Annotated in this window: 9 protein-coding genes; all 9 read left to right on the top strand. The window is 34.3% G+C overall.

Annotation, left to right across the window (positions count from 1 at the left end; genetic code table 11):
• Positions 1–88 precede the first annotated feature (88 nt).
• Positions 89–4,423 carry a CusA/CzcA family heavy metal efflux RND transporter gene (locus HNV10_RS05395; protein ID WP_054724089.1) on the top strand — a complete coding sequence of 1,445 codons (4,335 nt, stop codon included), beginning with the start codon at positions 89–91 and terminating at the stop codon, positions 4,421–4,423.
• A gap of 4 nt (positions 4,424–4,427) precedes the next feature.
• The gene (locus HNV10_RS05390) at positions 4,428–5,633 is read left to right on the top strand and encodes an efflux RND transporter periplasmic adaptor subunit (RefSeq protein ID WP_054724090.1); all 1,206 of its coding nucleotides are present in this window, start codon (positions 4,428–4,430) and stop codon (positions 5,631–5,633) included.
• 3 nt (positions 5,634–5,636) lie between these two features.
• Positions 5,637–6,050: a Fur family transcriptional regulator gene (locus HNV10_RS05385; RefSeq protein ID WP_054724091.1), complete on the top strand. Its 414-nt coding sequence runs from the start codon at positions 5,637–5,639 to the stop codon at positions 6,048–6,050.
• Between the two features lie 56 nt (positions 6,051–6,106).
• The gene (locus tag HNV10_RS05380; RefSeq protein ID WP_054731062.1) at positions 6,107–6,469 is read left to right on the top strand and encodes a DUF3703 domain-containing protein; all 363 of its coding nucleotides are present in this window, start codon (positions 6,107–6,109) and stop codon (positions 6,467–6,469) included.
• On the top strand, positions 6,466–8,415 hold the full coding sequence (locus HNV10_RS05375; RefSeq protein WP_054724092.1) for a heavy metal translocating P-type ATPase: 1,950 nt from the start codon (positions 6,466–6,468) through the stop codon (positions 8,413–8,415). The genes HNV10_RS05380 and HNV10_RS05375 overlap by 4 nt, the downstream gene beginning before the upstream one ends.
• 61 nt (positions 8,416–8,476) lie before the next feature.
• On the top strand, positions 8,477–8,890 hold the full coding sequence (locus tag HNV10_RS05370) for an HYC_CC_PP family protein (protein WP_054724093.1): 414 nt from the start codon (positions 8,477–8,479) through the stop codon (positions 8,888–8,890).
• Positions 8,891–9,001: 111 nt separating this feature from the next.
• The gene (locus HNV10_RS05365; RefSeq protein WP_092468854.1) at positions 9,002–12,742 is read left to right on the top strand and encodes an efflux RND transporter permease subunit; all 3,741 of its coding nucleotides are present in this window, start codon (positions 9,002–9,004) and stop codon (positions 12,740–12,742) included.
• Positions 12,739–13,974: a TolC family protein gene (locus HNV10_RS05360; RefSeq protein WP_092468856.1), complete on the top strand. Its 1,236-nt coding sequence runs from the start codon at positions 12,739–12,741 to the stop codon at positions 13,972–13,974. The genes HNV10_RS05365 and HNV10_RS05360 overlap by 4 nt, the downstream gene beginning before the upstream one ends.
• Before the next feature lie 92 nt (positions 13,975–14,066).
• The gene (locus tag HNV10_RS05355; RefSeq protein ID WP_173300313.1) at positions 14,067–16,568 is read left to right on the top strand and encodes a heavy metal translocating P-type ATPase; all 2,502 of its coding nucleotides are present in this window, start codon (positions 14,067–14,069) and stop codon (positions 16,566–16,568) included.
• Position 16,569: the final 1 nt, after the last annotated feature.

The raw sequence follows: 16,569 nt of genomic DNA, 5'->3' as shown, positions 1-16,569 counted from the left end.
GAGCCTAAATGGTTCTTTTTATTTCGTACAATTCTATTTCTTATATCAGAATTGTATCGAATAGTTTAACTGAATTAATACATTTTCTATGATTAATAAAATCATTGATTTTTCAATCAATAACAAATTCATTATTGGTTTGCTAACGCTTACCATTGTTGGAGCAGGTATTTGGAGTATGACCCAAGTACCAATCGATGCTGTTCCAGATATTACCAATAATCAAGTACAAGTCATTACACAAGCACCCAATTTAGGTACAGAGGACATTGAGCAATTTGTAACCTATCCTGTGGAAGTCGCAATGAGTAACTTACCTGAAGTAAAGGAAATCCGTTCCATTTCTCGTTTTGGCTTGTCTGTGGTTACTATAGTTTTTGACGATGATATGGGAACGTATCTACCGCGTCAATTAGTAGCTGAAAAACTAAACGAAGTCAAAGAACAAATTCCGAGTGGTTTTGGCGAACCAACTATGGGTCCTATTTCTTCTGGTTTAGGAGAAATCTATCAATACACACTTAAAGTAAAACCAGAATATAAAGACAAATATTCGGTTACTGATTTGCGTACAATGCAAGATTGGATTGTACAGCGTCAAATGGCTATGGTAGAAGGTGTTATTGAAGTAAACGCAATAGGTGGAAAAATTAAACAGTACGAAGTTGCTGTAGACCCAAACGAACTAAAAGCTATTGGTTTAACAATTACCGATGTTTTTGAAGCTCTTGAAGCCAACAATCAAAATACAGGTGGTGCATACATTGAAAAGAACCATCAAGCCAATTTTATTCGTGGCGAAGGCTTGGTGCGTAGTTTAGAGGATATTAAAAAGATTACGGTTAAAAACACAAACAATATTCCAATTACCGTAGGCGACATTGCAACGGTACAATTTGGTGCTGCTATTCGTTATGGCGCTTTAACCCAAGATGGCGAAGGCGAAGTAGTTGGTGGTTTGGTTATGATGCTTAAAGGCGCTAATTCAAACGATGTTATTGAGAATGTAAAAGTGCGAATGGCTCAAATTGAAGAATCATTGCCTGAAGGCGTGATTATTGAACCTTTATTAGACCGTAGTAAATTAATAGCAGAAACGACATCAACGGTAGCTGGAAACCTTATGGAAGGCGCATTAATAGTCATTTTTGTACTTATCTTTTTATTAGGAAACTGGAGAGGTGGTTTAATAGTAGCTTCAACAATTCCATTATCACTATTATTCGCATTTATACTAATGAATGTTTTTGATGTTTGGGCTAATTTAATGAGTCTGGGAGCAATAGATTTCGGAATTATTGTCGATGGTGCTGTAATTATTGTAGAAAGTACAGTTTTTCTTATTGCATCACAAGTATTAAAGAAAAGGAAATTGACATCCAAAGAACGCGATGGCGTTGCAGCAGATGCTTCAAAAAAAATGATGAATGCTGCCTTTTTCGGCCAGCTGATTATCCTAATTGTATTTCTACCAATATTAGCATTAGAAGGCATTGAAGGAAAAATGTTCAAACCAATGGCATTGACTTTCATTTTTGCAATGATTGGTGCAATGGTACTTTGTTTGACGTATGTACCAATGATGTCTGCCTTGATTTTAAGAGCACCAAAAAATGACAAACAATCGTATGGCGATAAATTTGTGCATTGGGTAGAACGTAAATACCAACCGCTATTAGAAAAAGCCTTAAAGAAAGGAAAATTAATAATTGGTGTTTCTGTTGTATTATTTGGTATTGCAGTTTTTATGTTTACAAGAATGGGTGGCGAATTTATTCCACAATTAGATGAAGGTGATATTGCATTTCACGCCATCTTAAAACCCGGTAGCTCACTTACAGAAACGATTGAAACAACTACAAAAATTGAACAAATTGTAAAAGCAAAGTTTCCAGAAGTTGAAAAAATAGTCAGTCGAATTGGTGTTGCAGAAATTCCAACAGATCCAATGCCAATGGATATTGCTGATGTTTTTGTAATACTGAAACCAAAAAGCGAATGGACTACTGTAGAGACAAAAGATGAACTCATTGAAAAAATGAAAGAAGCTGTTGAAATAATTCCTGGTGTTAACTATGAATTTACACAACCCATTGAAATGCGTTTTAATGAATTACTTGAAGGTGTTAGAGAAGATATTGCTATTAAACTTTATGGAGAAGATATAAATCTACTGTCTCAAAAAGCAGAAGAAATATCTAAAATCATTGCTGGTACAGAAGGTATTGGCGATATGAAAGCGGAAGCTACAACGGGTTTACCACAAATGACAATTACGTATAACAGAAGTAAATTGGCACAATACGGACTTCAAATAAATACATTAAATCAAATTGTGCAATCAGCTTTTGCAGGAGGAATAGCAGGAACTATTTTTGAAGGCGAAAAGCGATTTGATTTGGTGGTTAGGTTAAGTTCTCATAATCGTAAAGACATAACAGATGTGCAAAATTTGTATATCAACTTGCCTTCTGGTGCGCAAATTCCATTACGTGAAATTGCGGATGTTAGCTACAAAGCTGGTCCAATGCAAATCAGTAGAGACAATACCAACAGAAGAACTTATGTAGGTGTCAATGTTAGAGGTCGTGATGTAAAATCATTGGTAGAAGAAATTAAAACTAAATTAGATGCACAATTAGAACTGCCTTCTGGTTATTTCATTCGTTATGGTGGTGCTTTTGAAAATTTAGAACGTGCCAGTAACCGTTTACAAACTGTTGTTCCTATTGCCTTGTTACTCATTTTTGTACTGATTTATTTTGCATTAAAATCCTTACCACAAACCTTGATGATTTATATAGCAATCCCAATGGCAACCATTGGAGGTGTTGTAGCGTTATGGTTGCGTGATATGCCTTTTAGTATTTCGGCAGGTGTTGGTTTTATTGTGTTGTTTGGTGTTGCAGTATTAAACGGATTAGTAATGATTAGTGGTTTGAATGAGTTAAAAGAAGAAGGAGTTACCAATCTAAAAGATAGAATTATAGAAGGTACAAAGCGAAGAATCAGACCTATAATGTTAACTGCTTTTACAGATGTTTTAGGCTTTCTACCTATGGCAATTTCAGCATCGGCTGGTGCAGAAGTTCAGCGACCTTTAGCAACCGTTGTAATTGGTGGTTTGTTAACCTCTACACTATTAACATTATTCGTTTTACCTATATTATATCATTGGGTAGAAAACAAATCATTCAATTTTAGGGCTAACAAAAAGGTAATTACAGTTACTGCTATGGTGGCTTTTATGTTTTTGTTGCCAATAACAGGAAATGCGCAAAAAATAAATGATTCGTTACCAATTATTTCGATGCAAGAAGCTGTAAAATTGGCTAAAGAAAACTATCCAAGTTTAAAACAACAACAACTCGAAATTGATAAGCAACAACAATTAAAAGGAACTGCTTTCGATTTTGGTACTACCCAAATTTTTACGGGAGGTGAAGAAATCAATAACGGAAATGGTATTTACACCACTATTGGAGTTGGTCAATCAAATATTGATGTATTTGGTATAGCACCAAAGAGAAAATTACTGGAGCAACGCATTCAGTTAGCTCAAAAAGCGTTTCAGCTTTCAGAATTAGATTTAGAACTGGAAGTAAAGAAAGCGTGGGCAAATGCTTTACAGAGTAAAAGGAATTATAATTTATACAAAGAGTTAGATTCCATTTATACCAACTTTGAAAAAGCAGTTGCTTTAAATTATGAAGTAGAAGCCATTTCTAAACTGGAATATGCAGCAGCCAAAAATCAAGCCTTACAGATTCAGAATAAATTTTTGCAATCAAAAAGCGAATATGTTATTGCTTTACAACAATTAAACTTGTGGTTGATTTCAGATGATTTTTATACGGTTTCAGATGAAATTGATATAGCGAGCGAAATAAATGTAGAATCCTTTAGTATAGAAGCACACCCTTTATATACTGTTTCTCAACTTCAACTCGCAGAGGCAGAAGCAAACTTTAAAGCTGCCAAAGCTGAAAATTTACCAAAGTTAAACCTTCAAGGTGGTTTGCAAAAAGTAAACGGAAATTCAGGGTTTTATACCTATCAAGCTGGTATTTCCATACCGTTTTTATCTGGTACAACAAAAGCACAAGTTAGAACTGCAAAAATTGATAGGCAAATTGCCGAATCAAATATGCAGTTCAAGCAAAAGGAAGTGCAATCTAAATTTAATCAAGCCAAAGAAAATCACCAAAAATGGAAAACATCTTGGCTGTTCTATAAGGATGAAGTATTACCACTTATTAAAGAACAAAAAACTGGTGCTTTGTTTGCTTATAAAGAAGGAGAGATTGATTACACAGCGTTTACACAACTTATAAAAGAAGCTATTCAATCAGAACTGGAAGCTCAAACAGCGTTAGCAAACTATTTAGAAAGTACATTTCAATTACAATATTTTAATCAATAAGACAATGAAAAACACACAATATATAATTTTAGCACTACTAACAGTTTCATTTTTAGTTGTTGCTTGCGGAAATAAAGAAAGCCATAAGGAAGGTGATGGTCATTCCCATAACGAGGAACAAAAGATTGAAGAAAACGATGACCATAGCGAAGGCGAAGAAGTGATGCTTTCACAACAACAGTTTGAAGCTTTAAAAATGAAGATAGACACCATTGCATTGCGTAATATGAGTGGTTATGTAGAAGCAAATGGCACATTGGAAGTACCACCACAAAGTGAAGCAGCAATAACTTCTGTAGTTGGTGCAAATGTGTTATCCATAAAAGTGATTGAAGGAGACAAAGTGAATAAAGGTCAAATTGTGGCATATCTTTCACATCCAAATATTATTCAAATGCAAACCGATTATTTGAATGCTTTTAGCAATAGTAATTTTTTAAAGAAGAACTTTGAGCGTCAACAAAAATTATATGATGCGGGAGTTGGCTCTGGTGCAAATTTTCAAAAGGCCGAAGCCGAATATGATGCCTCTAAAGCTATGGTAAATGGATTGGAAGCGCAGTTGAAACTATTAAACATAAATACGTCATCAGTACGAAATGGAACAATTGCTCAAAGTATATCATTACGCAGTCCTATTGAAGGCTATGTGCAAAAGGTAGAAGTAAAAACAGGACAGTATGTTGAACCACAAACTGAACTCTTTGAAATTGTAAATACACATCACGTTCACGCTGATTTAATGGTCTTTGAAAAAGATGTGTATAAAGTTAAGAAAGGTCAAAAAGTAAGCTTTAATATACAAACAATGCAAGATGAAGAATTAACAGCAGAAATCTATTCCGTAAGCAAAACATTTGAAGATGACCCTAAAGCAGTACACGTACACGCTGAAATTGAAAACAAGAAAGGTAACTTAATTCCTGGAATGTATATCCAAGGTAAAATTCAAGTAGAGAACACCAAAACAAAAGCACTTCCTGAAAGTGCGATAGTAAAAGAAGGTGATAGATTTTTCGTGTTTTCGGCAGAAAAAGAAAATGACGATTGGAGTTTTAAACCTATTGAAGTGCTTTTAGGAGCAAAAGATGGCAATTGGGTAGCTGTTCAATTTACTGAAGAACAAGATAAAATCACAAAATTCGCTTATAACAATGCGTATTATTTAATAGCCGAAATGAAAAAAGGAGAAGCAGAACACGAACATTAGATTATGCAAACCATAGAACAATTATTAGAGTTAAAAAATATTCGCGTTACGGCAATGCGTTTATTGATTTATAAGTTTCTTGTAAATAAACAAGTAGCAGTAACATTAAGTGATATAGAAAATGCTTTTGAAAAAGCAGATAGAACTACATTGTACAGAACTATTAAAACATTCGAGGAAAAAGATATTGTGCATCAAATAGATGATGGTACAGGTATTACTAAATATGCTTTATGTGAACAAGGTTGTAGTTGTGATATAAATAAAGATTTACACTTACATTTCCATTGTAACAATTGTAATGAAACCATTTGCTTAACAGACCATAAAATACCAAAAATTAAAGTGCCTGATGGCTTTGTTTCAGAAAATGTAAACTTGGTTGTAAAAGGTATATGTGATAAGTGTAGTGGATAACAAATGCACTTCCATTGCACTAACGATTGTACTACTTTTATTCAAAATTAATGGATATGAAGTTTAATGCTAAAATACCTAAACCTCTTAAACAGGCTTATAACGAAGAATTAAAACGATATAGTTTCTGTTTAGAAAATAAGCAGTATAGTAATGCTTGGTATCATTTAGAACGCAGTCATATCATAGGGCAATCTTACCCAATAGAACATACCTATTCACATTGGTTAATGCTAAAGTTTGGATTTATGCAAAAAGATGCTAAAGAAGTACTCGGTCAAATTATTAGGTTACTTGTTGGTGGTTGGAAATCATTTATTGACCACGTGCCACTTGGTAACACAGGCAGTGCAAACGTACCACCATTAAAATCTATGCCTATACCTAATGATATTAAAAATTTATTCAATTCAAAATGAAGAAAAAGAAAGTCAATTTAAGGGATTTAAAACCAAATTCAGAAGAACAACATTCTCACGATGATGGTCATAATCACGCTAATGGAAGTGCATTTAAAACTTATGTGCCAGCAATTATAAGTTTTACGATGCTTATGATGGGTATAGGTTTAGATTATTTTGATGTTTCTTTTTTTAAGAATTGGACTCGCATTATATGGTATGGTATTGCTTATTTACCAGTTGGACTTCCTGTTGTAAAAGAAGGCTGGGAAAGTATTAAAAAAGGCGATGTATTTACAGAGTTCTTTTTAATGTCTATAGCCACTATTGGAGCCTTTATTATTGGCGAATATCCTGAAGGTGTTGCAGTAATGTTGTTTTATGCAGTTGGGGAATTATTCCAAAATGCAGCAGTTAACAGAGCAAAAGGAAATATAAAAGCCTTACTTGATGTAAGACCAAATGAAGCTCTGGTATATCGCAACAATAATTATGTGTCTGTAAGTCCAGAAACGGTTGAAATTGGTGAAAAAGTGCAAGTACGTGTAGGAGAAAAAATCCCTTTAGATGGTATTCTACTTTCCGACAAAGGTTCATTCAACACAGCAGCATTAACAGGTGAAAGTAAACCAGATACGATTGCAAAAGGCGAAAAAGTATTTGCTGGAAGTATTAATATGGATGGCGTTATTGAAATTGAAACCACCAAAGAATTTAAAGATAGTTCCATTGCTCGAATTTTGGATATGGTACAGAACGCAACAGCTCGAAAATCTAAAACAGAATTATTCATCAGACAATTCGCTCGTATTTACACACCAATAGTTGTGTTTTTAGCAATAGGTGTTACGTTTCTACCATACTTTTTTGTAGATGATTATGTTTTTAGAGATTGGTTATACAGAGCCTTAATTTTCTTGGTGATTTCTTGTCCTTGTGCTTTGGTAATATCAATTCCATTAGGTTATTTCGGAGGATTGGGAGCAGCTTCAAAAAACGGAATTTTATTTAAAGGCGCTTCCTTTTTAGATGCAATGACCAAGATAAACACGTTGGTGATGGATAAAACTGGAACGGTTACTAAAGGTGTTTTCAAAATAAAAGAAATCAAAGCAATTGGTTGGGATGAAAAAGAGTTTATGAAGTACCTGATGGCGATGGAAGAACAATCCACACATCCTATTGCAAAAGCTATTTTAGAATATAAAGATGAAGGCGCAGATTATGAGGCTTCCGAAGTTACAGAAATAGCAGGAAAAGGTTTAAAAGGTATAGTAAATGGTAAGACTGTTTTAGTTGGTAATAAAGCCCTAATGTCAGCCAATAATATTAAAGTTTTAGAGGAAACAGAAACTATTGTAGAATCTATAGTATTAGAATCTATAGACAATGAATTTGCAGGTTATGTTGTCATTGCAGATGAATTAAAAGAAGATGCAAAAGAAACAATTACCAATTTACATAAAGTAGGTATTAATAATATAATGATGCTTTCTGGAGATAAGGATTCCATTACCCAACAAGTAGCAAGAGAATTAAATATTGAAAAGGCTAAAGGTGGTTTGTTACCAGAAGATAAATTAAATGAAGTTGAGCTTTTAAAACAAAATCCTGAAAATAAAATTGCTTTTATAGGTGATGGTATTAATGACGCACCAGTTTTAGCAGCAAGTGATGTAGGAATAGCAATGGGTGGTTTAGGTAGTGATGTCGCTATTGAAACAGCAGATGTTATCATTCAAACAGACCAACCTTCAAAAGTGGTAAAAGCGATTAAAATTAGTCGTTCCACTCGTAAAATTGTATGGCAAAACATCATTTTAGCATTTGGAGTAAAAGTAATTGTTCTGATTTTAGGAGCAGGTGGTTTAGCAACAATGTGGGAAGCAGTTTTTGCCGATGTTGGTGTGGCTTTATTAGCAATATTAAATGCAGTTAGACTACAACGAATGCGATGGAGTTAACCATTAAACTTCTGTTAAACAAAATGAACATTTGTTAAAATTTCGTAACTTCGCAAACAGTATGAAACAAGTATTCCATAAAATAATGTCTTTAGCAATGGCTTTTGTAGTGTTATGCTCTACAATGTCATTTACGCTTAATATGCATTTTTGTGGAGATGCTTTAGTAGAAACAGCTGTTTTTAATAAGGCTAAGGGTTGTGGTATGGAAATGCAAAAGCCATCTACAGAAGGATGTGCTATTACCAAGAAAAACTGTTGTAATGATGAACAATTGGTAGTTGATGGTCAAGACGAACTACAATTACAAGTTGACAAAATTTCTTTTGAACAACAAGTTTTCATTGCCTCATTGGTTTATACCTATATTAACCTTTTTGAAGGTTTAGATAACAATGTATCTTCTTTTGAAGAATATGAACCACCACTCGTCGTCAGGCAAATCTTCAAGATTGACGAGACTTATTTAATTTGATTTTTAAACAATAGACTGTTTTATCCTATGACTTTATAATGTCATAAGGATAATTTGCTGTATTCGGTGTTTTCTTAACGCCAATGTCTAACTGTTTAATAATCAAATCATATGCTTAATAAAGCAATCAAATTTCTTATAGAGAATAAACTCGTTGCAGTTCTGCTACTTGCTCTTTTTGTTGGATGGGGAACTGTAAACGCACCTTTCAATTGGGATACTGGATTTTTACCAAGTAATCCTGTGGCTGTTGATGCCATCCCAGATATCGGAGAAAATCAACAAATTGTATTTACAAAGTGGGATGGTCGTTCGCCACAAGATATAGAAGACCAAATCACTTATCCATTAACCACATCCTTATTAGGTATTCCAGGAGTAAAAACCATTCGTAGTTCGTCTATGTTTGGGTTTTCAAGTATCTATATCATTTTTGAAGAAGATGTAGAATTCTATTGGAGTCGTAGTCGTATTCTAGAAAAACTCAATTCATTACCAAGTGGTTTATTACCTGAAGGTGTTAATCCTGCTTTGGGTCCAGATGCAACAGGATTAGGACAAATATTTTGGTACACACTTGAAGGACGTGATGAAAACGGAAAAGTTACTGGTGGTTGGGATTTACAAGAGTTACGCAGTATTCAAGATTACTATGTAAAATATGCACTATCCTCTGCAAGCGGTGTTTCGGAAGTCGCTTCAATTGGTGGTTATGTTCAAGAATATCAAGTGGATGTCAACCCAGAATTAATGCGTCAATATAATATAGGATTGCATCACGTTGTAAAAGCAGTTAAGGAAAGTAATAAAGACATTGGTGCACAAACTATTGAAATTAATAATGCAGAATATTTAGTACGTGGTTTAGGTTATGTGAAATCTATTGAAGACATAGAAAATGCAGTCGTTACTTCCGAAAATTATACAGCAATACGAATCAAAGATATTGGAAAAGTCTCTTTAGGTCCAGCAACACGACGTGGGTTATTAGATAAAGAAGGTGCAGAAGTTGTAGGTGCTGTTGTTGTAGCTCGTTACGGAGCAAACCCAATGGAAGTTATTAATAATGTAAAAGAAAAAATTAATGAATTAAGTGCAGGATTACCTTCAAAAGTATTAGCAGATGGTAGAACATCACAAGTAACCATAGTGCCATTTTATGATAGAACAGAATTGATTAAAGAAACGTTAGGTACACTTAATGAAGCCTTAACATTAGAGATACTAATTACCATTTTGGTCATTATCATTATGGTATTTAATCTTCGGGCATCGGTACTTATATCTGGACTACTACCAGTTGCGGTTTTAATGGTTTTTATAGCAATGAAGTTCTTTGGTGTAGATGCAAACATCGTCGCATTATCTGGTATTGCAATTGCTATTGGTACAATGGTCGATGTTGGTGTCATACTTTCAGAAAACATTATAAGGCACTTGGATGAAGATGATGGAACAAAACCCATTAATACGGTAGTTTATAACGCCACAGCAGAAGTATCTGGTGCAATCGTTACCGCAGTAATGACAACCATAATCAGTTTCATTCCAGTCTTTACAATGATTGGCGCTGAAGGTAAACTATTTAGACCGTTAGCATTCACAAAAACCTTTGCATTAACAGCTTCCATAATTGTAGCCTTGTTTTTAATACCACCATTCGCTGCATTTTTATTCAGAAAGAAAAGTATTAAAAACACTTTTAAATATGTTTTAAATGGTGTTTTAATAGCTTTAGGAGTCGTAGCAATAGTCTTTGGGTATTGGTTAGGATTGATTTTGATAGCTTTTGGAATTACAGCACTTCTCAATCTTCAAAGTAAGATAACAGACAAACAAACTAATCTTATCAATATCATTATTTCAGCATCTGCGATAGTATTCCTGTTAGCCGAATATTGGCGACCATTAGGCGTTGATAAAAGTATCTTTTGGAATCTCATTTTTGTAAGTATTATATGCTTTGGTTTATTAGGTGTTTTTTCGCTATTCATCAAATACTATACGCGTATTTTAAAGTGGTGTTTAGATAATAAATTATTGTTTTTGTCTATTCCTACTGCGATTGTTATTGCAGGGTTTTTCATAATGAAGAATACAGGAAAAGAGTTTATGCCATCATTAAATGAAGGCTCATTTCTACTAATGCCAACATCTATGCCTCATTCTGGCGTAGAAGAAAACAAACGAGTTTTACAGCAATTAGATATGGCAGTAGCCAGTATTCCAGAAATTGAAACAGTTGTAGGTAAAGCAGGTAGAACAGAATCAGCGTTAGACCCAGCACCTCTATCTATGTATGAGAACATCATTCAGTATAAGCCAGAGTATATGCTGAATGAAAGCAGAGTGCGCCAACGTTACAAAGTAAATGAGGATGGTTTGTTTGAATTAAAAGATGGTCGATTAATTCATAACGAAAATATAGATGTCAGTTCGAGCGCAGTCGAGAACAAAGTGATAATCAAATCAACTTTATTAAATGTCCAAAGGTCTCAATTGATTGAAGATAAGGATGGCGAATATTATCGTAATTGGCGACCAGAAATTGAATCACCTGATGATATTTGGGATGAAATTGTAAGAGTTACCAAATTACCAGGTGTTACGTCAGCACCAAAGCTACAACCGATTGAAACCCGATTGGTAATGCTTCAAACAGGAATGCGAGCACCTATGGGAATAAAAGTAAAAGGTCAAGACTTAAAGCAAATTGAAGCGTTTGGTGTGCAATTAGAAAACATCATCAAGGAAGCTGAAGGCGTTAAAAAGGAAGCTGTTTTTGCAGACCGTATCGTCGGTAAACCCTATTTGTTAATTGATATTGATAGAGAGAAAATTGCACGTTATGGAATTTCTATACAAGATGTTCAGGATGTATTAAAAGTCGCAGTTGGTGGTATGGTATTAACACAAACGGTTGAAGGTCGTGAGCGCTATGGTGTTCGTGTGCGATACCCAAGAGAATTAAGAGCAAATCCAACAGACTTACAACAGATTTATGTGCCAGTTGAAAAAGGCAGTCCTGTTCCATTAAGCGAATTGGCAACCATTCGCTACGAACAAGGTCCACAAGTCATTAAAAGTGAAGACACCTTTTTAGTAGGTTATGTCTTGTTTGATAAATTAGATGGTTTTGCAGAAGTAAGCGTTGTTGAAAATGCACAAGCATTAATCCAAGAAAAGATAGATTCAGGCGAATTAATAGTTCCAAAAGGAATCAACTATGCATTCACAGGAACGTATGAAAATCAATTACGAGCAGAAAAAACACTATCTGTTGTTGTACCGTTAGCATTGGCAATTATCTTTTTAATACTGTATTTCCAATTCCGTTCTGTGGCAACCTCATTAATGGTATTTACAGGTATAGCAGTAGCGTTTGCAGGTGGATTTATAATGATATGGCTCTATGGTCAAGATTGGTTTTTAAACTTCAGTTTCTTTGGCGAAAATCTGCGTGATTTATTCCAGATGCACCCAATTAATTTAAGTGTGGCTGTTTGGGTAGGCTTTATTGCACTATTTGGTATTGCAACAGATGATGGTGTGGTTATGGCAACATATTTAACGCAAACTTTTGATAGAAATACACCAGATAACAAAAAGGAAATTAGAGCATCTATTGTAGAAGCAGGTGAAAAACGTATTAGACCGTGTTTAATGACTACAGCAACAACCATTTTAGCACTCTTGCCTGTACTCACATCTACAGGACGAGGAAGCGATATTATGATTCCTATGGCCATACCAAGTTTTGGAGGTATGCTTATAGCCTTAATAACCTTATTTGTTGTACCAGTTTTATATAGCTGGAAATCCGAAGTTCAACTTAAAAGAGCAACAAAATGAAATACATAAAAATCAATATAAAAACGGTCTTTGTGCTTTGTGCTTTATGCTTCGTGCTTTCTGCGCAAAGTCAAGAGTTAGAAACGCTTATTGATGTTGCACTAAATAACAATCCAGAAATTCAAAAATTTGAATTGCAATACAAAAGAGCTTCTGAAAAAGTAAATGAAGTCAATACCATTCCTAATACCGAATTTGGTGTAGGTTACTTTGTGAGTGAACCAGAAACACGAACAGGTGCGCAACGATTTAAAGTATCGGCTAAACAAATGTTACCGTGGTTTGGCACAATTACATCAAGAGAAAATTATGTCAGTTCATTAGCTGATGCAAAATATGAAGACATTGTTATTGCAAAGCGAAAATTGATGGCTTCTGTATCACAATCCTATTATAATTTATACGCCAACAAAGCGAAACAAAAGGTGCTAACAGAAAACATTAAACTATTGGAAACCTATGAGACATTAGCACTAACTTCTGTTGAGGTTGGTAAAGCATCTGCTGTAGATGTGTTGCGATTGCAAATGCGTCAAAACGAAATGCAACAACTAAAAGATGTTTTAAGTCAACAGTTTTTAGCAGAACAAACAAATCTTAATAATCTTTTGAATAGGGAAAATGATATTGCTGTTACTGTGGTAGATAGTTTAATGATGCCTTCAGAAGACTTTGAAATCACTACTAAAAATTTAGCATTACATCCTGAATTATTGAAGTATGATAAACTTTATCAATCTATAGAACAATCAGAATTACTAAACCAAAAAGAAAGCAGTCCTATGATTGGTTTTGGCTTGGATTATATCAATGTTTCCGAAAGACCAGATATGAATTTCTCGGATAACGGTAAAGATATTGTGATGCCAATGGTTTCGGTGTCAATCCCAATTTTTAATAAAAAATATAAATCTCAAACCAAGCAAAATGAGTTAGAACAGCAAGAAATAACAGCTCAAAAACAGGAACGTTTAAACACTTTGGAAACGCTTTTAAGCAAGGCGATTAATGAACGTATTTCTGCAAGAATAAGTTATGCAACGCAAACCAAGAACTTAAAACAAGCCAAAGATGCTGAAGAAATTTTAATCAAAAGCTACGAAACAGGAACGATTGATTTTAATGATGTTTTAGATATTCAAGAACTACAATTAAAGTTTCAAATGAACCAAATAGAGTCTATTAAGGGCTACTATGTGCAAAGCACAATTATTAATTATTTAATACAATAGTAATGAAATGAGCAGATGTATTATTATAAATCTATTCCAGATTTTTATAAGCGAATTACATCTGTCCATTAAGAAAAAATAAATAACAACAGATGAAACACACATATCATATACACGGAATGACCTGCAATGGTTGTCGTACTCACGTAGAAGAAACACTTTCTAAAGTGGAAGGTGTTTCAAAAGCAACAGTCAATTTAGAAAAGGCAGAAGCTACAATCGAAATGGAATTGCATATTCCTATAGAAACATTTCAAGAAGCCTTAAAAAATGATGGTGGGAGATACAGTATTCATAAACAAGGTGAACATCATCACCATTTAGAAGATAAAACAGAAAAAACATCAAAAGGCAAAGGCACAGGTACATTTTATTGCCCAATGCATTGCGAAGGTGATAAAACCTACGATAAATCAGGCGATTGTCCTGTTTGCGGAATGGATTTGGTTGAAGAACAAAATCTATCATCAGCTTCAACAGAACAATGGACGTGTCCAATGCATCCAGAAATCGTAAAAGATGAAGCAGGTTCGTGCCCTATTTGCGGTATGGATTTAGTACCAATGCAACCAGATGTTTCAGCAGAAGAAAAGACCTATAAAAAATTATTGAAGAAGTTTTGGATAGCAACTGCATTCACATTACCAATATTCTTAATGGCTATGAGCGAAATGCTCAATAACAATCCATTGTACGATATAATGGAACAGAAATATTGGAATTGGATTCAGTTTGCATTATCTATTCCAGTTGTATTTTATGCGACTTGGATGTTCTTTGAACGTGCTTATAGAAGTATAAAAACGTGGAATCTCAATATGTTCACACTTATTGGAATCGGTGCAGGTGTGGCTTGGTTATTTAGTGTGTTTGGGATGTTATTTCCAGATGTGTTTCCAGCACAGTTTAAAACTGAATCAGGTGCAGTACACGTCTATTTTGAAGCAGCAACGGTTATTCTAACCTTGGTGCTTTTAGGACAGTTGTTAGAAGCGCGAGCACACAGTAAAACCAATTCCGCAGTAAAAGAATTACTAAAATTAGCACCTAATAAAGCCATTAAAATTGTAGATGGTGAAGAAATTGAAGTCAGTATAGATGAAATAGAATTAAATGATATTCTAAAAGTAAAACCAGGTGATAAAATTCCTGTGGATGGTGTAGTAACTGAAGGAGAAACAACTATTGATGAATCTATGATTACGGGAGAACCTATTCCTGTAAACAAATCTCAAGATGATAAAGTAAGTAGCGGAACCATTAATGGGAATCAATCATTCTTGATGAAAGCGGAAAAAGTAGGAAGTGATACCTTACTCTCACAAATCATTCATATGGTTAATGATGCCAGTAGAAGTCGCGCACCTATTCAGAATTTAGCAGATAAGGTATCAGGTTATTTTGTGCCAGTTGTAGTTCTTATTTCTATTATCACATTTATGGTTTGGGCAATTTGGGGACCAGAACCTGTTTATGTATATGCGTTTGTGAATGCAATTGCAGTTTTAATCATTGCGTGTCCTTGTGCTTTAGGTTTAGCTACACCTATGTCTGTAATGGTTGGTGTGGGTAAAGGTGCTCAAAATGGTGTATTAATTAAAAATGCCGAAGCTCTCGAAAAAATGGATAAGGTAAATACACTTATAGTTGATAAAACAGGAACTATTACAGAAGGAAAACCAACAGTTGAAACCGTTGGTACTTTTAATGAAGCTTTGAGCGAAGAAGAAGTGTTACAGTACATCGTGTCATTAAATACCAATAGCGAACATCCTTTGGCAGAAGCGACTGTTAAATATGGAAATGAACATAACGCTGAAATAGTAAAATCTAAAAACTTTAGTGCTGTTACAGGAAAAGGTGTTGAAGCTAAAATTGATGAAAAAAATGTAGCATTAGGTAATCCTAAAATGATGGAATATGCCAAAGCAGACATTACCTCTAAAATGAAAGATGAAGCTAAAACGTATCAAAAACAAGGCAAAACAGTTTCTTATTTGTCAATAGATGAAACCGTTGTCGGGTATGTAGTTATAGGGGATAAAATAAAAGAAACAAGTGCCAAGGCTATTAAAGTACTTCAAGATAAAGGCATTGATGTTATAATGCTTACAGGCGATAATCACGATACAGCACAAGCAGTAGCTTCAGAACTTAATTTGGCAGATTTCAAAGCCAGTATGCTACCAGAAGATAAACTCAAAGAAGTAGAGAAACTGCAAGAAAAAGGCAAAGTAGTTGCTATGGCAGGTGATGGAATTAATGATGCACCAGCATTGGCAAAAAGTGATGTGGGTATTGCAATGGGAACAGGTACCTCTGTAGCTATTGAAAGTGCTATGATAACGTTAGTAAAAGGCGATTTACACGGCATAGTAAAGGCTAAAAATTTAAGTCATTCCGTAATGAAGAACATAAAGCAAAATCTATTTTTTGCACTTATTTATAACACATTAGGAGTACCTATTGCAGCAGGCGTATTATTCCCATTTTTTGGCATTTTATTGTCGCCAATGATAGCAGCATTAGCAATGAGTTTTAGTTCTGTTTCGGTAATAGTAAACGCATTAAGATTAAGAAATATTAAAATATAGC

Source organism: Winogradskyella litoriviva, assembly GCF_013249065.1.
GTDB lineage: Bacteria > Bacteroidota > Bacteroidia > Flavobacteriales > Flavobacteriaceae > Winogradskyella > Winogradskyella litoriviva.
The sequence above is the reverse complement of the archived record's forward strand: the minus strand, read 5'-3'. Positions and strand labels throughout refer to the sequence as shown.